This window comes from Clostridium carnis, assembly GCF_054657435.1.
Genome location: NZ_BAAHYS010000001.1, coordinates 1,901,496 through 1,918,326, shown reverse-complemented (window position 1 = coordinate 1,918,326; position 16,831 = coordinate 1,901,496). Strand labels below are relative to the sequence as shown.

14 protein-coding genes are annotated in these 16,831 nt (G+C 25.6%); 4 read left to right on the top strand and 10 right to left on the bottom strand.

From position 1 onward, the window contains the following. Positions 1 to 135: 135 nt before the first annotated feature. Both ACYQ1T_RS09215 and ACYQ1T_RS09210 read right to left on the bottom strand, forming a co-directional pair. Positions 136 to 840 carry an SPOR domain-containing protein gene (locus ACYQ1T_RS09215; RefSeq protein WP_459834178.1) on the bottom strand — a complete coding sequence of 235 codons (705 nt, stop codon included), beginning with the start codon at positions 838 to 840 and terminating at the stop codon, positions 136 to 138. Between the two features lie 157 nt (positions 841 to 997). Next, entirely contained in the window at positions 998 to 2,452 is a 1,455-nt protein-coding gene (locus ACYQ1T_RS09210) for an aminoacyl-histidine dipeptidase (RefSeq protein ID WP_459834176.1), read from the bottom strand. A gap of 144 nt (positions 2,453 to 2,596) precedes the next feature. Between ACYQ1T_RS09210 and pyk the strand changes: the two genes are divergently transcribed. Continuing rightward, the gene (gene pyk, locus ACYQ1T_RS09205; protein WP_459834174.1) at positions 2,597 to 4,015 is read left to right on the top strand and encodes a pyruvate kinase; all 1,419 of its coding nucleotides are present in this window, start codon (positions 2,597 to 2,599) and stop codon (positions 4,013 to 4,015) included. A gap of 86 nt (positions 4,016 to 4,101) precedes the next feature. On the opposite strand, the gene rpsA is transcribed toward pyk, so the two are convergent. Next, on the bottom strand, positions 4,102 to 5,247 hold the full coding sequence (rpsA, locus tag ACYQ1T_RS09200; protein WP_459834172.1) for a 30S ribosomal protein S1: 1,146 nt from the start codon (positions 5,245 to 5,247) through the stop codon (positions 4,102 to 4,104). A 346-nt stretch (positions 5,248 to 5,593) separates the two neighbouring features. On the opposite strand from rpsA, the gene ACYQ1T_RS09195 reads away from it, so the two are divergent. From ACYQ1T_RS09195 to ACYQ1T_RS09185, 3 genes are read left to right on the top strand one after another with little or no spacing between them, the layout of a single operon-like run. After that, positions 5,594 to 6,277: a hypothetical protein gene (locus ACYQ1T_RS09195; protein ID WP_459834170.1), complete on the top strand. Its 684-nt coding sequence runs from the start codon at positions 5,594 to 5,596 to the stop codon at positions 6,275 to 6,277. Positions 6,278 to 6,300: 23 nt separating this feature from the next. After that, positions 6,301 to 6,951, top strand: a complete 651-nt coding sequence (locus ACYQ1T_RS09190; RefSeq protein ID WP_459834168.1) for a PspA/IM30 family protein — start codon at positions 6,301 to 6,303, stop codon at positions 6,949 to 6,951. Positions 6,952 to 6,963: 12 nt separating this feature from the next. Then, complete coding sequence (locus ACYQ1T_RS09185) at positions 6,964 to 7,620, top strand: DUF1292 domain-containing protein (protein ID WP_459834166.1); 657 nt, start codon at positions 6,964 to 6,966, stop codon at positions 7,618 to 7,620. 115 nt (positions 7,621 to 7,735) lie between these two features. Here ACYQ1T_RS09185 and yaaA read toward each other — a convergent pair whose 3' ends face one another. The 7 genes from yaaA to ACYQ1T_RS09150 form a co-directional block, all read right to left on the bottom strand. Continuing rightward, positions 7,736 to 8,500 (bottom strand): peroxide stress protein YaaA, encoded by a 765-nt coding sequence (yaaA, locus tag ACYQ1T_RS09180; RefSeq protein WP_459834164.1) that lies wholly within the window; start codon positions 8,498 to 8,500, stop codon positions 7,736 to 7,738. 31 nt (positions 8,501 to 8,531) lie between these two features. After that, entirely contained in the window at positions 8,532 to 8,939 is a 408-nt protein-coding gene (locus ACYQ1T_RS09175) for a CBS domain-containing protein (protein WP_459834162.1), read from the bottom strand. 119 nt (positions 8,940 to 9,058) lie between these two features. Beyond that, a complete protein-coding gene (locus tag ACYQ1T_RS09170; protein ID WP_459834160.1) occupies positions 9,059 to 9,952 on the bottom strand; it encodes an exonuclease domain-containing protein in 894 nt (297 codons plus the stop codon). A gap of 145 nt (positions 9,953 to 10,097) precedes the next feature. Then, entirely contained in the window at positions 10,098 to 11,900 is a 1,803-nt protein-coding gene (locus ACYQ1T_RS09165) for a MutS-related protein (protein ID WP_459834158.1), read from the bottom strand. A 29-nt stretch (positions 11,901 to 11,929) separates the two neighbouring features. Continuing rightward, entirely contained in the window at positions 11,930 to 12,811 is an 882-nt protein-coding gene (locus tag ACYQ1T_RS09160; protein WP_459834156.1) for a metal ABC transporter solute-binding protein, Zn/Mn family, read from the bottom strand. Positions 12,812 to 12,891: 80 nt separating this feature from the next. Beyond that, on the bottom strand, positions 12,892 to 15,642 hold the full coding sequence (locus ACYQ1T_RS09155) for an AAA family ATPase (RefSeq protein WP_459834154.1): 2,751 nt from the start codon (positions 15,640 to 15,642) through the stop codon (positions 12,892 to 12,894). Next, positions 15,632 to 16,762 carry a metallophosphoesterase family protein gene (locus ACYQ1T_RS09150; RefSeq protein ID WP_459834152.1) on the bottom strand — a complete coding sequence of 377 codons (1,131 nt, stop codon included), beginning with the start codon at positions 16,760 to 16,762 and terminating at the stop codon, positions 15,632 to 15,634. Before ACYQ1T_RS09150 ends, ACYQ1T_RS09155 begins: the two co-directional genes overlap by 11 nt. Between the last annotated feature and the right edge of the window lie 69 nt (positions 16,763 to 16,831).

The following is a 16,831-nucleotide window of genomic DNA, read 5'->3' as shown; positions in this document are numbered from 1 at the left end:
CGCGACTATATCCTATATAGTTTATCATTATATAGGAATTCAAACAAGTGGCTTTATCTTTCTTTATACAATTTTTATTTATTTGTAATATTTTTGTTATTTTTTATTTATTGATAATATTTTCAATATATATATTTATTTTTTAAATCCAATTAAAACTCCATATATATATTGTAACTCACCTATAATATTTTCTTTTTTCATTTCATCTGGCAAAGCTTTAACATGATCTTTTAATCCATTTAAAACATCTATCTTGTCTCCACTACTTATATTATCTAATTCTTCTGTCCATTTTTTAAAATCACTTGTTTTTACTGCTTTTACCTCTTTATCATTAACAGCATTTATTATATCTAGATATCCATCTGTAATTGCCGCAATCTGTGCCTGTACTTTATCTCCCTTTTTTAAAATAAATTCAAGTTTTGCATTTGTAACTCCTTTGGAATTCAATCCTTCCATAACTTTCCCGCCTTCATCCGGTTTAAAAATACCTGCCGAAACTCTATATTTACCATCTGAATCTTGGACTATAAATGAGTTATATCCTTCACCAACAGTTGATAAAGCTTGCTTTGCATTTTCTTCTTTAGAAAAATATCCACATTGAATAAATGTAAATGACTCCTCACCAGCTTGTTCTTCTATAGTAACATTATTCTCATTAGCATCTGGTACTTTTATATTGGTTTCTGGATTAAAAGTTGGAATAAATTTTACTACTACTTTAACAAGTAGTAGTCCTACAACTATAGCTGCAATAGTTGTCATGGCTAATGAAAGTAGAAATTTCTGTCCATTATTTTTATTATTATTATAATATTTAGTGTACTTCATCTTCTCCTCCTTTTTTATTTTAATATATTAATTTATATTCTGTAATTCTTATTAATATTCATTATGTAAAACAATATTTTAAAAAATCTTTATAATAAAAAAAGTTACCTAGTTAATCTACTAAGTAACCTTTCATTATAAAATAAATATATAAGATTTATTTTAAATTTTTTAATACTTCTTTTAAATATTCCCATACATTTCTAACTGATTCTATACTCATATGTTCTTCTGGTGTATGAACATCATAAAGATTAGGTCCAAAACTAATCATATCTAAATCCCCTAATATTTCATTGAATAATCCACACTCTACACCAGCATGAATTGCAACTATTTTAGCCTCTTTGCCATACATATCCTTATATACTTTTTGACAAACTCCTCTAAGGAAAGAATTACTATCATATTGCCATTCTGGATACCCTGCTGTAGTTTCAAAATCTGCTCCTATTAATTCAGCAATAGTTTTACTTCTAAGAACTATTTCTTCTTTTAATGAAGCTACTGAACTTCTTATTGCACTATCAAATTCTACAGAATTTTCTAATGTTGTAACCACACCTAAATTTGTTGAGCTTTCTACTAAATCTTCAATTTCCACGCTATTCGTATTTATACCATTTGGTATTAAATATAATAAGTTAACAGATTTAATTGTAGAAATTTTTGAAAATACTTTATCTATTTTATTATTTATCTTTTTAGCAGCAACTATTACAGTTGGATCTTGAGCTTTTAATTCATTTGAAAGAATTTCTTGCCATTTTTTAGATATTTCATTAATCTTTTCAATATCATTACTATTTACAGCTAATACAGTATCCATTTCTCTTGGAATTGCATTGTTCTTAGATCCACCATTTAAAGATACTAATCTAAAATCTACTTGAGATAAAATATCTTTTAATATTCTCCCCATTATTTTGTTAGCATTTCCTCTTTCCTTATTAATTTCCATTCCTGAGTGTCCGCCCTTTAGCCCTCTTATTGTTAATTCTACTAAGGATTGGTCTTCTTTAATGCTTTCCCATTCAATATTTAAAGTATATTTACTTCTTATGCCTCCTGCACAACTTACAAGTAAATGACCTTCTTCTTCGTTATCTAAATTTAATAATAACTTTCCATCTATATGTTCAGGTGAAATTGCCATAGCTCCAGACATCCCTGCTTCTTCATCCGTTGTTATTAATAATTCTAATGGAGGATGTGGTATATCTGTAGAGTCTAATAATGCTAATCCGTATGCAACTGCTATACCGTTATCAGCACCTAAAGTAGTATTTGTAGCATATATCATATCCTCTACAATTCTTAACTTTAATGGATCTTTTTCAAAGTCATGTTCTGTTCCTTTATTTTTTTCACATACCATATCCATATGACCTTGAATTATAACTGTTTTTGAATTTTCATATCCAGCGGTACCTTTTTTCTTTATAATAACGTTTAAAGCTTCATCTTGGATAACTTCTAAACCTAATTTTTTACCTACTGAAACTAAATAGTTGCTTATAGCCTTTTCATTTCCTGATCCTCTTGGTATTAAAGAAATTTCTTCAAAATACTTAAAAACCTTACTAGGTTGTAAATTTTGTAAAATATTCATATTTTTCTCTTCCTTCCTATTAAAATATGATAGAATTATTATATAGATTTAAGTATATCATAATATAGAAAATACTTAAATTTTATTTTAAAACTTAAAAAGTCAGATTTTTCAATTAATTTATTAAATTTGCGAGGTGTTATTATGCAAAAGACTAAAATGATATTTACTATTGGACCTGCTAGTGATAACGAAAAGACATTAAGGGATTTTATTAAAATTGGAATGAGTGCTGCAAGATTAAATTTTTCTCATGGTACTCATGAAACTCATAAAGAAAAAATTGATATGATAAAGAAGGTTAGAGAGGAACTTAATTCTCCTACAGCAATTATTTTAGATATTAAAGGGCCTAAAATAAGAACTCATAACTTTATTAATGATGGTGTAGAACTATTTAAAGATGATATATTTTCATTTATTTGTGGTGAAGAGATTTTAGGTGATAATAAAAGATGCTCTGTTTCTTACGATGATTTATATAAGGATGTATCTATAGGTGGAGAAATCCTTGTTGATGATGGTCTTTTAAGATTTGAAATTATTAATATTAAAGGCACTGAAATAGAATGTAAAGTTACCGTTGGAGGAATTATTAAAAATCATAAAGGCGTTAATGTTCCTAATGTAAGCATTAATCTCCCTTCAATAACTGAAAAGGATAAAGAGGATTTAATATTTGGCTGTCAAAATGGAGTTGATTTTATTGCAGCTTCCTTTATTAGAAAAGCTTCTGATATAGATGATGTAAGAAGAATATTAAAAGATAATAATTGCGATTATATTCAAATAATTGCTAAAATAGAAAATCAAGAAGGTGTAAATAATATAGATTCTATTATCAAGGTAGCAGATGGTATTATGGTTGCAAGAGGAGATATGGGTGTTGAAATTCCAATCGAAAGAGTTCCTATTATTCAAAAATCTATTATTAGAAAATGTAATGAAGCAGGGAAAATCGTTATTACAGCAACTCAAATGCTTGATTCTATGATAAGAAATTCACTTCCTACTAGAGCAGAAGCATGTGATATATGTAATGCTATATTTGATGGAACTGATGCTATTATGTTAAGCGGAGAAAGCGCAAGTGGAAGTTATCCTATAGAAGCTGCTTTAACAATGTCAAAAATAGCTAAGGAAACTGAAGAACATTTAGATTATAATTATCTAAATAAACGCTTAAAAGAACCTTCATTAGATTCCTTTTCAGAAGCTATTAGTTACTCAGCTTGTAGAAGTTCTAATTTACTTCACTCTAAAGCTGTTGTTGCAGCTACAACAAGTGGTGCTACAGCTAAATTAATATCAAAGTATAGACCAAAATGCCCTATTATAGCTATTACTCCACACGATGAAGTAAGACGTGGATTAAGCTTAAACTTTGGAGTATTTCCTGAAAAATGTCAACTTTTCACAACTACAGATGAAATAATAACTGAAGCTAAGAAAGTAGCTAAAGGCTTATCCTTTGCAAATGAAGGAGACGATATTATAGTAGCTGCTGGTATGCCAAGTATACAAAATAATGGAACTAATATGCTAAAAATAGAAAAAGTTTAATATATTTTACCTAATAAAAAAATAGATATGGCTTATTAATATATTTTTATACTATAAGCTCATATCTATTTTAAAATTAATTTCTATTATTCAAACATTCCTTTAAATAAATCTCCTAATGAAACTCCTTCATCTGAATCATTGTATTTAAGATATTCTTTTGATTTTTCTTGTGCATCTTTTATTGTTAAGGAAATTTTCTTATCTTGTTTATTTATATCTAATACCTTAACTTTAACATTTTGATCAATTGTTAAAACTTCACTTGGTTTTGCAATATGTTCTTCTGATATTTCACTTAAATGAACTAGTCCTTCAACTCCTGGGAAAAGTTCTACAAATGCTCCAAAAGCAAGAAGTTTAACAACCTTACCTTCTAATACATCTCCAACTTTTAAACTTGAAGCATTTACTGTCCATGGATCACTATTTACATCTTTTAATATTAATGAAACTCTTTCTTTTTGAGTATCAATTTCTCCAACAAAAACTTCTACTTTATCTCCTATATTTACAACATCTTCTACTTTATTTACTCTTCCCCAAGCTAAATCATTTAAATGAATTAAACCAGTTATTCCACCAATATCAACTATTGCGCCAAATTTAATTATCTTTTTAACTATACCATTTCTTTTTTCACCTGATTTTATATTATTCCATAATTTTTTCTTTTCTACTTCATATAAAGCATCTTCTATTACTCTTCTTGAAGCAACTACTCTTCTATTTTTAAAATCAACTTCTGTTAACTTAACTTCTAGATCTTTTCCTATTAAAGTACTAAGTTCTATTCTTTCTCTTGAAGCTAATGATGCTGGTATAAATATTCTAGTTCCACCATAATAAGCAACTAATCCACCCTTAACTTCTTCCCTCACTTTAACTTTTATAATTGTATCATTTTTAAAGAATTTAATTAAATCCTCTTTTTCTGTAATAGCTAAAGCTCTAACTCTTGACAGCAATACATATCCTTCTCCATCATTTGGTGAAATTACATATACTTTAAGTTTTTCTCCCTTTATAACAACATCTACTGGATTTTCATCTGTAGCTGTAAGTTCCTCTTTAGTTATTACACCATCAAAAGCATAATTAATATTTACTATTACTTCTTTATCATTAACATCTATAACTTCGCCATCTAATATATCACCTTTATTAATTCTCTTAACATCAAAATCACCTAATAAATCCTTCATTGAATCTTCATGTATTTTTTCTGTCATTTTTAATCACTCCTTGTACATAATTAATAAACTCTAAATATAATTTTAAGCTAATATGATATCTATTACAAGTACTGAAAATTATTAATATTTATACAACTATTATCATCTGTACTATTAACTCATTAAATTATGATATAATTAAATAAAAAAGTTTTGGATATATTGTATATATTAACTCTTTATAGGTTGTATTTTATTATTAAATAATGGTATTTTTACTATTTAATTAGCTATTTTAATTTAATCGCTAATAATTGTGATTTTTAGTCTTTTTTGAGGGTAAATGGATTTTGAACTATACCAATTTTTACTATAATATATTAATATAATCTTTTTCTTGGAGGTGAAAATTATAAAGAAACATAATAAAAATTTATTATTTACACTATTATTAACTTTTGTTTTTTTAACTTCTAGCTTTTTAATAGATACAGTTTCTATGTTTGACGGAATAACTCATGGCGAAACTACTGTATCTGCTAAAGCTAAAGGATCTAGCTCAAAAAGTAGCTCTAGAAGTTCTAGCAAATCAAGTTCTAGTAGCTTTAAAAGTGGTAATTTAAAATCTAGTGGTGGTAAATCTAATGCATCTAAATCATCTACTGGTTTTAAAAGTGGATCTTTTAAAGAAAGTTCATCAGAAAGTAAAACAACTACTAATTCAACCTCAAATAAAGATTCATCTTCCTCAAACGAAAGTCAAAGTTCTAATAGCTCTGGAGGAGGATTTAAATCTGGCTCCTTTAGTTCCTCATCTAAAGGAAAAACTGGTAGTACAAAAGGTTTTAGTTCCGGTTCTTTTTCAAATAGTAGCGGAAATAAGGAAGATACAACTAGCCAAGATAAAGATTATAATAAAAAATATAACAATGGTAACTCATTTGGAAACGTATTTTATGGTTTATCCTCTATGCGTTATTTTTCTCCAATAGGGGGATTCTCCATTGGATCAATTATAATTTTAGCCCTATTATTTATCATTATAGTAGTAGGAATAAAAATTTATTTAAATAAGAGAAAATATTAAACTTATATTTAGGAGTGATTATTATGGGTATTTTTAACAGAATGTCAAATATGATTAAATCAAAGGTAAATTCAACACTAGATGATATGGAAAATCCAATAGAACTACTTGATCAAAAATTAAGGGATATGGAAAAGCAATTAAATTCTGCAAAATTAAACTCTGCTCAAATAATAGGAAATGCACATGAGACTAAGAAGAAAGTTGAACTTGCCGAAAGAGAAGTTAAAGACTTTGAAGATAAAGTTAAGTTAGCATTATCTAAGGGAAATGAAGATTTAGCTAAAAGAGCTTTAGCTAAAAAAATAGAAGCTGAAAAGAAATATAAAAGCTTACTTGCTAGCTATGAAACTGCAAAAGTTCAAGCTGAAGCCATAAAGAAAAACTTGGCTACACTAGAAGAAGAAATAAATAAAACTAGAAATTATAGAGATGAAGCTGCTGCAAGATTTAGTAATGCTGAAGCTAGTAAAAAAGTTAATGAGGTATTATCAAATGTTCAAACTAAATCAAACTCTATTCAAATTGATAGTATTGAAAGAAAAATTCAAAGAGAAGAAGCTCTTGCTCATGGCTTAGGAGAATTAAGAGAAGTTGACGATTTTGATAGTCAATTCGAAGCTTTAGATTCTGTTGATTTAGATTTAGAACTAGAAAAATATAAAAATTCATAATAGGTGATATTTATGGGAAAAGAGGCCGACTTTATAATTAAAGAAAAGGATACTATAGGTAAACTATATACAGATATAACTTATGCAATTAGTGATATATCTCCTTTTCTAGATGAAAAACAACTTATAAAAAGAAAATATTATTCTAAATTATCTATTATTAAGGATTATATAGAGCTTTTAAATAAAGAAGAATTAGATTCTAAGCAAGGCGGCTTTCTTAGTATTTTTAAGCCAAAGAATACTATAGATAATTTAAATAATTATAAAAATAAAAATAAGGAATACTTTACTCAGTTTGAACATTGTAGTAAATGTGCTTGTTTAAATTGTATAAATGATTGTAAGTTTAAAGGTTGTACTGGATGTAGACCTAATTCACATATAAAAAAATGTGATAAAGATAAAATAAATATTAGAACTCATGAAAACTTTATAATAGATTTAACTAATAATGCTACTGGTAAAGATAGCAGATATAAAGTTTTAGCTACATTAGAAGATAGGGAAATTAATAAACAATATATTATTCTAGAAAATCTTTTTGATTATGAAGATAAATTTATATTATATTATTATCCTGGTATTTCTTCTGATGACTTTGGAGAAATAACAAATCCTGATGAGTTTGATTTTATAGTTGAAACATTCGAATCATCTGATTATTAAACAAAAAAATAGAGCTGTCGTTCTAAGAATAAATACTACAATATATTGTATTAGTTTTAAACTTACAAAATATTATTGTATATAAATATCTTAATACGGCAGCACTATTTTTTTATTATCTTATAAATACTAAATCTTTTTCATTAGAAAGTTCTTCATTATACTCATAACCTTCTAAATTAAAATTTTTAATATCTTCTATATCTTCAAATTTATTTTTTATAATATATCTTGTCATAAGACCTCTTGCCTTTTTTGCATTTAGTGATATAATTCTGTATTCTCCATTTCTTAATTCCTTAAATACAGGAGTAATTACTTTTATATTTTCTTCTTCATCTATTTTTTCTATTGCTTTAAAATATTCCTTTGATGCAAGATTTATTATAATATTACTTTTTTGATCTTTAAGTTCTTTAATTAATGAATTTTTCAATTCATCTCCCCAAAACTCATATAAATTTTTATGTTCTTTTATTTTAAGTGAAGTTCCCATTTCTAATCTATAAGGATTGACTCCATCTAATGGTTTAAGCACTCCATATAAACCTGATAGTATTCTTAAGTGATCATTTGAATAAAAGAATTCTTCATCTGTAAAACTACCTACATCCATTCCTCTATAAACATCACCTTTAAATGCTAATAAACATTGCTTAGAACTTTCAAGTTCCTCTGTCCAAGTTTTAAATCTATCAACATTTAATTTAGCTAATTTATTGCTTATTTTCATTAATTTTTCTAAACTATATATATCATATTTTTGGAGTTCTTTCATTATTGTTTTAGATTTTTCTAAAAATCTTGGCCTAGTCATTGGCAGATCTTTATTTGTTCCTTCAAAATCTAATGTTTTTGCAGGAGAAATAACTATTAACATAAAAACCTCCTTCTTATATCACTTCTTTAATTTATTTCTTTTTAATCTCATTATAGCAATAATTAATTATATCACTTCTCTTTATTATCCCTATAAATATTCCCTCATCATCAACTACTGGAACAAAGTTTTGTGTAGTAGCTAATGAAATTAAGCTTTCAACATCTGCATTAATTGAAACACTTTTATGTTTTCTTTTTTTAGGTATATCAGTAACCTTTACGTTTCCTGTATTTTTAAAATTTAAATCTGGAGTATTTTTTAGTTTCCAAAGTAAATCTCCTTCTGTTAATGTTCCAACATACTTCCCCTCTTTATCTATTAAAGGAATAGCTGTATATCCATGATGCTCCATCCTTTCAATAACTTGTCTCATAGTTGCATCTAAATACTCATATATCACTTCGTTCTTAGGTGTTAAAAAAAACGCTATATTCATTATTGTTCCTTCCCTTTTCATGCTTAATAATATATTAAATTACCTATATATTTTATCATATTTACAATGTAATTGTTTATAATCACTTACAGTTTAATATTTTTTTAATTTAAAGTAAATTATTTTTTAATTTTATATATATAATTTATATATTCTGTTTCATCTATTATAGTAGATATTTCTTTATATATATCTTTTCCACTAAGTGATCTTTTTACAATAACCTCATTCATAACTTTATTACTACATTTAGGACATTTTCCCAAAGATACAAATCTCCAGCTCAATGGTTTTAATGGAATCTCTATCTCTATAGGTATATTGCATTTAGGGCACTTTCCACTTACCTTATCTTCATTAATTTCATATCCCTTTAAATCTTTAACCTCTATTACTGGCATATCGTAAATATTATTTACAACATAATTTTTTACTATCCTAGAATTATAGATTCTTTTAAATACAAAGGAGGTATATACTGCATCATTTAAAGCATCATGAAGTTTTTCTTTGTCTACCTTTATCTTTAATTCTTCTAATGCATTCTTTAAACTTAAAGATTTTTTCTTAGCTAATATCTTTGTAGAATATTCCTGTATATCAAGATAGTTTTTTAACCAACTTAAATCATTATATTTATGATATACTGCATTGTTAATTATCTCTGCAATATCATCCTTTGCCCACGAACATATAATATCCCCATCATCAATAATACTAATTAATCCATTTAACCCTTCTTCAAAAGTAACTCCATTTAATAAATCCTTTTCTGTTATATTAGTTATTTCAGAAATTTTAGGATTTAAAATAGGAATTACAGATGGCTTTATATAAGTCTTAAACTCTTTTAATGGCTTCATATACTTATCAAGCTTTATAGCACCTATTTCTATAATTTCATTTTCTAATTCTAATTTATCTAACTCAGGGTTATTATGAAATATATCAGGGTAATATTTAGTTATTCCATTTAAGTTATTAAACTCTAAATCAATTATTATATATGCCATATCCCATACCTCTCACAATTTATGCTTATAGGTATATTATTACATTATTTTAGTAAAATTTCATTATAAAAATATTTAATATATAACAAATCTCAAGAGATTTTTATCTTCTCTTGAGATTAAACTAATTATATTTCATATTATTTTAATTATCTTCAAAGTCTATTCCAGCTAATTTCATTAAATGTATAGCATTTTGTGTAGTACTACGTCCTACCCTTAGCTTATAGTCAAATTTTATACTATTTCCTTCATAATATTCTTGAAAATTATAATTTACAATCCAATCTTTTTTGCCTTCTAAATCACAAAGTTCTAAATCATGTGTTGATACCAGTCCTGTACCATTACAATTTACTAATTGACTAATAAGCACTTTCGCTCCTTGATGTCTATCCATTGAATTAGTTCCTTTAAATATCTCATCAAGAAGAAAGAATACTTTTTCTCCTGATTTAGCCGCTATAATTAATGATTTAATTCTTAATATTTCAGCATAAAAAGAAGATATATTTTCTTCTAAGTTATCCTTAGTTCTCATACATGTATAAATATTAAAAACTCCACAACTAAAGCTTTTACTATAAGTTGGTGCCCCTATATAGCTTAATAATAAATTTAATCCAATTGTTCTTAAAAATGTGCTTTTACCAGACATATTAGATCCTGTAATTAAAGCTACTTTATCAGAATTTTTAAGAGAAAAACTATTTGTTTCAGCTCTTTCTCCTAAGATTGGATGACCTATATAAGTTCCACTAACAATTATATTTTCTTCTATTTTAGGATACGTCCATGCTTCAAAATCAAATGCTATATTAGATATACTAGATAAAGCTTCAAACTCTCCCATAACATTAAGCCATGTTTCTAGATATTCACCATTTTCTTTTCGCCAATTTTCTAAATTTATTAATATAAATATATCTGATAAAACTGTTACATTTAATATTAAATAATATGCGTTTGATGAACTATCTCCTAACCAATCAACTAGATTTTTTAAAGCTTTCATCTCTTGCTTACAATTTTTATTTGAATTATTATTTAGCTGTCCCTTTAACTCATTTAAAAAACTTGAATTAAATTTTTCATCTTCTATTAATTCTAAAATATTACTATAAGCTTTTATATCATTTTTATGCTTATGAAATAAATTAACTACTTCTGTTAATTCTCTTGTAAAGTATTTTACCACTAAATAATTTATCATAAAAACTAAAATTAAATAACTAATAGGAAGTATTTTAAATGATACTAATACTATTGATATTATAGTAATTGTAATAAATATATATGGTATTAATCCTAATGTTTTATTTATCTTTATGGGGTTTTTTGCCCATTTTATGAGATCTTCACTCTCTTCTTTACATGCCTTATTAAATGTAGACCTTACAATAAGTTCTTGTCTCCATTTAATTTTATTTGATAATTCCTTAATTGCTTCTTGCCTTTTCTCAATATCAATTTTACTTGGAAGCTTTGTTAACTTTAAATTATTTGCTAATGCTTTTCTTCCAAATTTAGTTTTCGTGCTATTAATCCATTGAAATAAAGAATTATTACCAAATACATCTAAATCATTTATAAATCCATGGTTTTCATCTAAAAATTCTTCCCCTTTATCCTCAAACTCACGCCATGTACCATCTATTCTTTTTAAACCGTTATTATTTTCTTTAAGGTAAATACTACATTTTTTCTTAAGTATTATTTTATTATTATGAACATATGCAACTATAATAAATACACCTAAAAATCCTACTAAAGAAATAATAGTAAATAATAAATTTTCATTTTTATAAAATAAATAACCTGTTATAATAGCTCCAATTACTATTATAAGTCTTAATATTGAAAGCTTTTTAATAACTTTATTTAGTTTATCTAATTCAACTTCTCTTTCTTTTATTTCACTGGTGTAATAATCTTTTGCCCTACTCACTATCTCCCCACCACCCATATAATTTTATATTATTTATTTGATTCTAATATCTTATCTAAATTATACCTCATACCATCTAAATAATCTTTATTATCTTCATTAGTTTCTAAACTATATATTTTTTCTACTTTTGCTCCAGCTTCTTTAGCTAATGTTTCTGCTTCTTTTTCACTTGCTGTTGATTCACTAAATACTACTTTTATATTATTTTCTTTTGTATATTTAACTAAATCTTCTAAGTTTTTAGGAGTTAATTCACCTTCTCCAAATAAATCAGCTATACTTTTTTGTGTAAGTCCAAAATCTCTACAAAGATATCCAAAAGCTGCATGACCAGTTATAAAATCCTTAGATTTTAAATCTTTAAACTTTCCTATATATTCATTATATAATCCATCAAAACTACTCTTTAACTCATTAAAGTTATTTTCATAATATTCCTTGTTTTTACTATCCTTTAAAACTAAAGCATTTTTTATATTTTCAGCTTGAACTATTGCTTCCTTAATACTAAGCCATGAATGAGGATCTATTTTATTATCAGTTTTTAATATATTTACACCTTTACTTGAATCAACAACTTCTACATTTTTATCTTTTAAAGTTGATAATACTGAATCTATCCACTCTTCCATTCCTAGTCCATTATATACAAATATATCACTATTCCCTACGCTTTCTAAATCTTTGGGTTTTGGATCAAAATCATGAGGTTCACTTCCCTCTGGAATAATTGAAAATACCTCTACTTTATCTCCACCTACTTTTTCAGCAAACTCCTTTAGTGGATTAATAGTTACACCTACTCTTAATTTTCCACTAGTACTTTTAGGTTCATTTTTCTTTCCGCATCCAGCTATTGATAATATTAATGTTAAAATCATCATAATTGACAATATTTTTTTCTTCATTTTTCCACCTCTTACTTAATGCAAATGATTTGCATTATATTTTGGTATAATTTTACCCTCTTAGATTATTATTGTCAATATTATAAATAAATATAATTAGTTAAAATATCATTATTCTTTAATATTTCCATCTCTCTTTTTTGGCAAGTATATATCATAAGTTGAGAAAAATTACATTCTTTTAATATTTCAAGAACTAGTTCTACTCTTTCATCATCATATTGAATAAAAGCATCATCTAATGTTACTGATATCTCTTTATTTTCATATAACATTGATATAAATGCTAATCTTAATGAAAGATATAGCTGATCATTTGCTCCATTACTAAGCAATTCTCCTGAAAATATATCTCTTTCACCTCTAACCTTTATTTCATATGTATCTGAAACCATTACTTCATTATATTTATTTTTAGTTAGCTTTTTAAAATAAAATAATACTTTATCATTAAGAATAGGTCCAAAACTATTTCTAGCATCTCTAAAGGCTTCTTCTAAAATATTTATTGCTTTTTCTATTGCCTTTAGTTTAATTTCCATCTTATTAATTTTTTCTTCTATATACTCTATCTCTTCTTCTATTTCAGAAATAGATCTTTTTCCTTTAAATCTATTTCCTATTTCATTTTCTACATCTTTAATATTTTTTTCTACTTCAATTAATTCATTTGATTTTTCCTTAACCTTAGAATCAATTTCTTCATCTGAAGAATATGAGTAATTTATATTTTCATTAATTATATCTTTTAACTCTTCTTTAATTAAATTAATATCTTTATCTTTTGTTAAAATTTTATAAGTTTCTTCTATAGATTTTAAAGCTCTTTTTAGTTCTTGTTTTTGAGCAAGTTTCTCTTTTATTTCAAGTATCTTATCCTCTAAAAGCATTAAATCTATTTTTTCCAAACCAATTTCTCTTAACTTTTCTCTAATTCTTTCTTCTCTTATTTTAATTTCATTATCTAATCTTTGTAATGACTCATTTCCTTTATTTACTTCAATTTTTAAAGATAATAATTCATTGCTAGTAGCCTCATACTTATTAATTGCAGCTAGCAGTTCTTCTACAGTATTTACCTTTGCAAGTTTAATACTATCTTCAATATATTTAGCATTTAAACTATACTCTTCTTTTATTTTATAGATGTCTATAGATTTAAGTTGTATTTCCTTTTCTTTAACTTTTAAATTTTGTCTTTCCTCATAATTAGAAAATTCATCAAAGAGCATTAACTTTTTTATAAATTCCTCATAAGTCTTAGCTCCTACCAAATCCCTATATCCATATAGTTTTTCTTCAATTACTGCTATTTCATCAGTTAATTTTTCTAAAATTTCTTTTTTTCCTTTTTCTCTTTCTAAAGTTTTTACATCTATAGTTAAATCAAATATTCTCTTAGAAAGGTAAATGGATATTACAACTAATGGTAAAAGTATATATATCTTAATTTTAAAAGCTATAATTAAAATTATCATTGAAGTTAATAAAACACCCATAGATATCTTAAATATATTTAGCTTCTTATTTTTTTCTTTTAATGTTTCTTTTTCATTACTTTTATCATTTAAATTTTCAGCCTTAAACTTAAGCTCTTTTAATTTATCTTCATAGTTTTTTAGAAGATCTTCTATATCTAATCTACAACTTTTAAAATTATAAGCTATACCTATAGAATTTTTTTTATTTTTAATGTCTTCTTTTAATACATCAATATCTTTATTAATTATATTAAAACCTTGTATCTTTTCTTTAAGAACTTGTTGCTCAATAGATATTCTAAATATTTTTTCTTTTGTGGATGAATCTATATTTTCTAAAAAATCTAAGTTGTCCTCTTCATTTAATACTTCTTTATATTTAGCTTGATTTTTTTCTAATTCGTACTTTGCCTCTTCCCTTAAGTCAATAAGTGTCATATACAAATTATTTTCCTCTTTAATATTATTTATTGTCACTTCATCTATAATTCCATTATTAGTTGATATACTTTCTTCTATAAATTTTTCCTTCTTTTTTAGCTCTTCACTTTTTCTTAAATACTGGGTGATTTCTTCATATTCTTTTTGTAATTTCACTTTTTTTAAATACTTTTTATAAATATCCAAGCTTTTAAGTTCTGTTCTAATTTCTATACTTCTATTTTTTAGTGATATATTTTTTTCTTCATTATGAATATTTTCTTCTGATAATTTATATCCTTCATATCTTTCTTCTAAAAGCTTTGTATACTTTTCTTTAAGTATATCAAGCTCGCCTGTTTTTCTAGACGTTATAATTGATTTTTTTATATTAGAAAGTTTTTCTATAGCTCGTTGAACTGATATCTTCTCATCTCCGCTTCCTAATAAATTAGCTGCCCTTTCCATCATCTCTTCTTCTTTATCTTTGTTTACTAAAACCCCTAATTGACTTATAAATAAAGTTTTTATAAATGTTGATAAATTTACTCCTAGAAAATATTTACCTGGTTCATTTTTAGATATATCTTTAACCTCTTCACCAGTTAAGGCATCTAGTATTTCACATGTATCTTCTTTTTTTGTTAATCCAAAACTCCTTCTAATTATGTATGACTTTTCCCCATCCTTAACATGAAGTTCTCCCTTAATTTTTTCTCCACTAGTAGGTAGAAATCTTACCCTTTCATTTGTTTTTATATCTTTTGTTCTTTTCCCTTGCATTCCATAAAGCCATATTTTTATAAAACTTTGAATTGTGCTTTTTCCCTTTTCATTTTCTCCATAAATAAGGTTAATTCCATTATCAAAATTTATCTCTTTGTCCTTAAGCCCTCCAAAAGCAATAATCTTTGCCTTTTTAATAATCATTTAAATTAACCTCCTCTTCTGAAAGGCATTGAACTCCTAGCTTTAATGCTAAGTTTAAAACCTCTTTTTCTTCTTCATTTGCTAACTCTAATTCTTTTAATATCTTACTTGCAAAAATTCCTTTTATAGAGTATCCTTTTGCCATTTCATCAAGGTCTATTTTAACTTCTGTCTTATCTATAACCTTTACAAAGTAAAATTCTTCTTTTATTTTTTCTAGTATAACTTCTTCTTTTAATTGAATATGCGATTCTAGATATCCATTTAAAATTATTTTATAGAAGTTTAGCTGTCTATCTTTTTTCTCTATTGAAGAAATAATTTTATTTTTCACCTCTTCATAACTCATAGCACCACTTATATCAACATTATTTACATAATAATTTCTTTTTGATGTTCTTATAAATTTTAAATCAACAACTCCATTAGATATATCACCAATTATTACTCCCTTATCACCTAATTCATCAAACCCTCTTCCTTGTGGACATCCTGCATAAGCGTAACATGTATTTCCTTCTCTTAATATTCCACTATATCCATGTCTATGTCCTATAGCAATATAATCTAAATTTGAATCTCTTATATCTTTTAATGTAATTGGATTATAATCATTTCCACCTTCTGATGATGTTATATCTCCATGAATAACACCTATATTAATATAATCTTCTATTCTTTCAATTTTTTTAAGTAAACTTTCTTTTATATGCGAAGTATTAAAAGCTGCTCCCCATACTACAACCTTTAGATCATCTATAATTACTTTTTCAACTTCTTTTTTAAATATATAAACATTTCTAGGCCATTCTACTAATTTATAAAATGAATTTTCATTATATGGGTCATGATTTCCTGGCGAAATAAAAACTTTAATATTTATTATTCTTTCAATTTGATTTTTTATAAATATTAATGTTTTTTTATTAACTGTAATATTATCAAAAATATCCCCAGTAAGTAATAATATATCCACAGAATTTTCTTTACATAAGTCTATTACCTTTCCAAAGACCTCTAATAATTCCTCCTTACTAAAATATGATAATTCTTTATTTAAATCTTTAAATGGAGTATCAAAATGCATATCTCCACATTGCAATATTTTAACTTTTTTCATTTTAATCACCTTATTTAACGAACTTTTGTTCTTATTTTATCACATTAAGTTTTTTGTAACAATGAAAAA

Excerpts from the sequence above, each read along its gene's own strand:
- ACYQ1T_RS09190 (WP_459834168.1), top strand. The coding sequence starts at position 6,301 with ATGGGTATTTTTAACAGAATGTCAAATATGATTAAATCAAAGGTAAAT.
- ACYQ1T_RS09215 (WP_459834178.1), bottom strand. The coding sequence starts at position 840 with ATGAAGTACACTAAATATTATAATAATAATAAAAATAATGGACAGAAA.
- ACYQ1T_RS09175 (WP_459834162.1), bottom strand. The coding sequence starts at position 8,939 with ATGAATATAGCGTTTTTTTTAACACCTAAGAACGAAGTGATATATGAG.
- rpsA (WP_459834172.1), bottom strand. The coding sequence starts at position 5,247 with ATGACAGAAAAAATACATGAAGATTCAATGAAGGATTTATTAGGTGAT.
- ACYQ1T_RS09150 (WP_459834152.1), bottom strand. The coding sequence starts at position 16,762 with ATGAAAAAAGTTAAAATATTGCAATGTGGAGATATGCATTTTGATACT.
- ACYQ1T_RS09185 (WP_459834166.1), top strand. The coding sequence starts at position 6,964 with ATGGGAAAAGAGGCCGACTTTATAATTAAAGAAAAGGATACTATAGGT.
- pyk (WP_459834174.1), top strand. The coding sequence starts at position 2,597 with ATGCAAAAGACTAAAATGATATTTACTATTGGACCTGCTAGTGATAAC.
- ACYQ1T_RS09155 (WP_459834154.1), bottom strand. The coding sequence starts at position 15,642 with ATGATTATTAAAAAGGCAAAGATTATTGCTTTTGGAGGGCTTAAGGAC.
- ACYQ1T_RS09160 (WP_459834156.1), bottom strand. The coding sequence starts at position 12,811 with ATGAAGAAAAAAATATTGTCAATTATGATGATTTTAACATTAATATTA.
- ACYQ1T_RS09210 (WP_459834176.1), bottom strand. The coding sequence starts at position 2,452 with ATGAATATTTTACAAAATTTACAACCTAGTAAGGTTTTTAAGTATTTT.
- ACYQ1T_RS09170 (WP_459834160.1), bottom strand. The coding sequence starts at position 9,952 with ATGGCATATATAATAATTGATTTAGAGTTTAATAACTTAAATGGAATA.
- yaaA (WP_459834164.1), bottom strand. The coding sequence starts at position 8,500 with ATGTTAATAGTTATTTCTCCTGCAAAAACATTAGATTTTGAAGGAACA.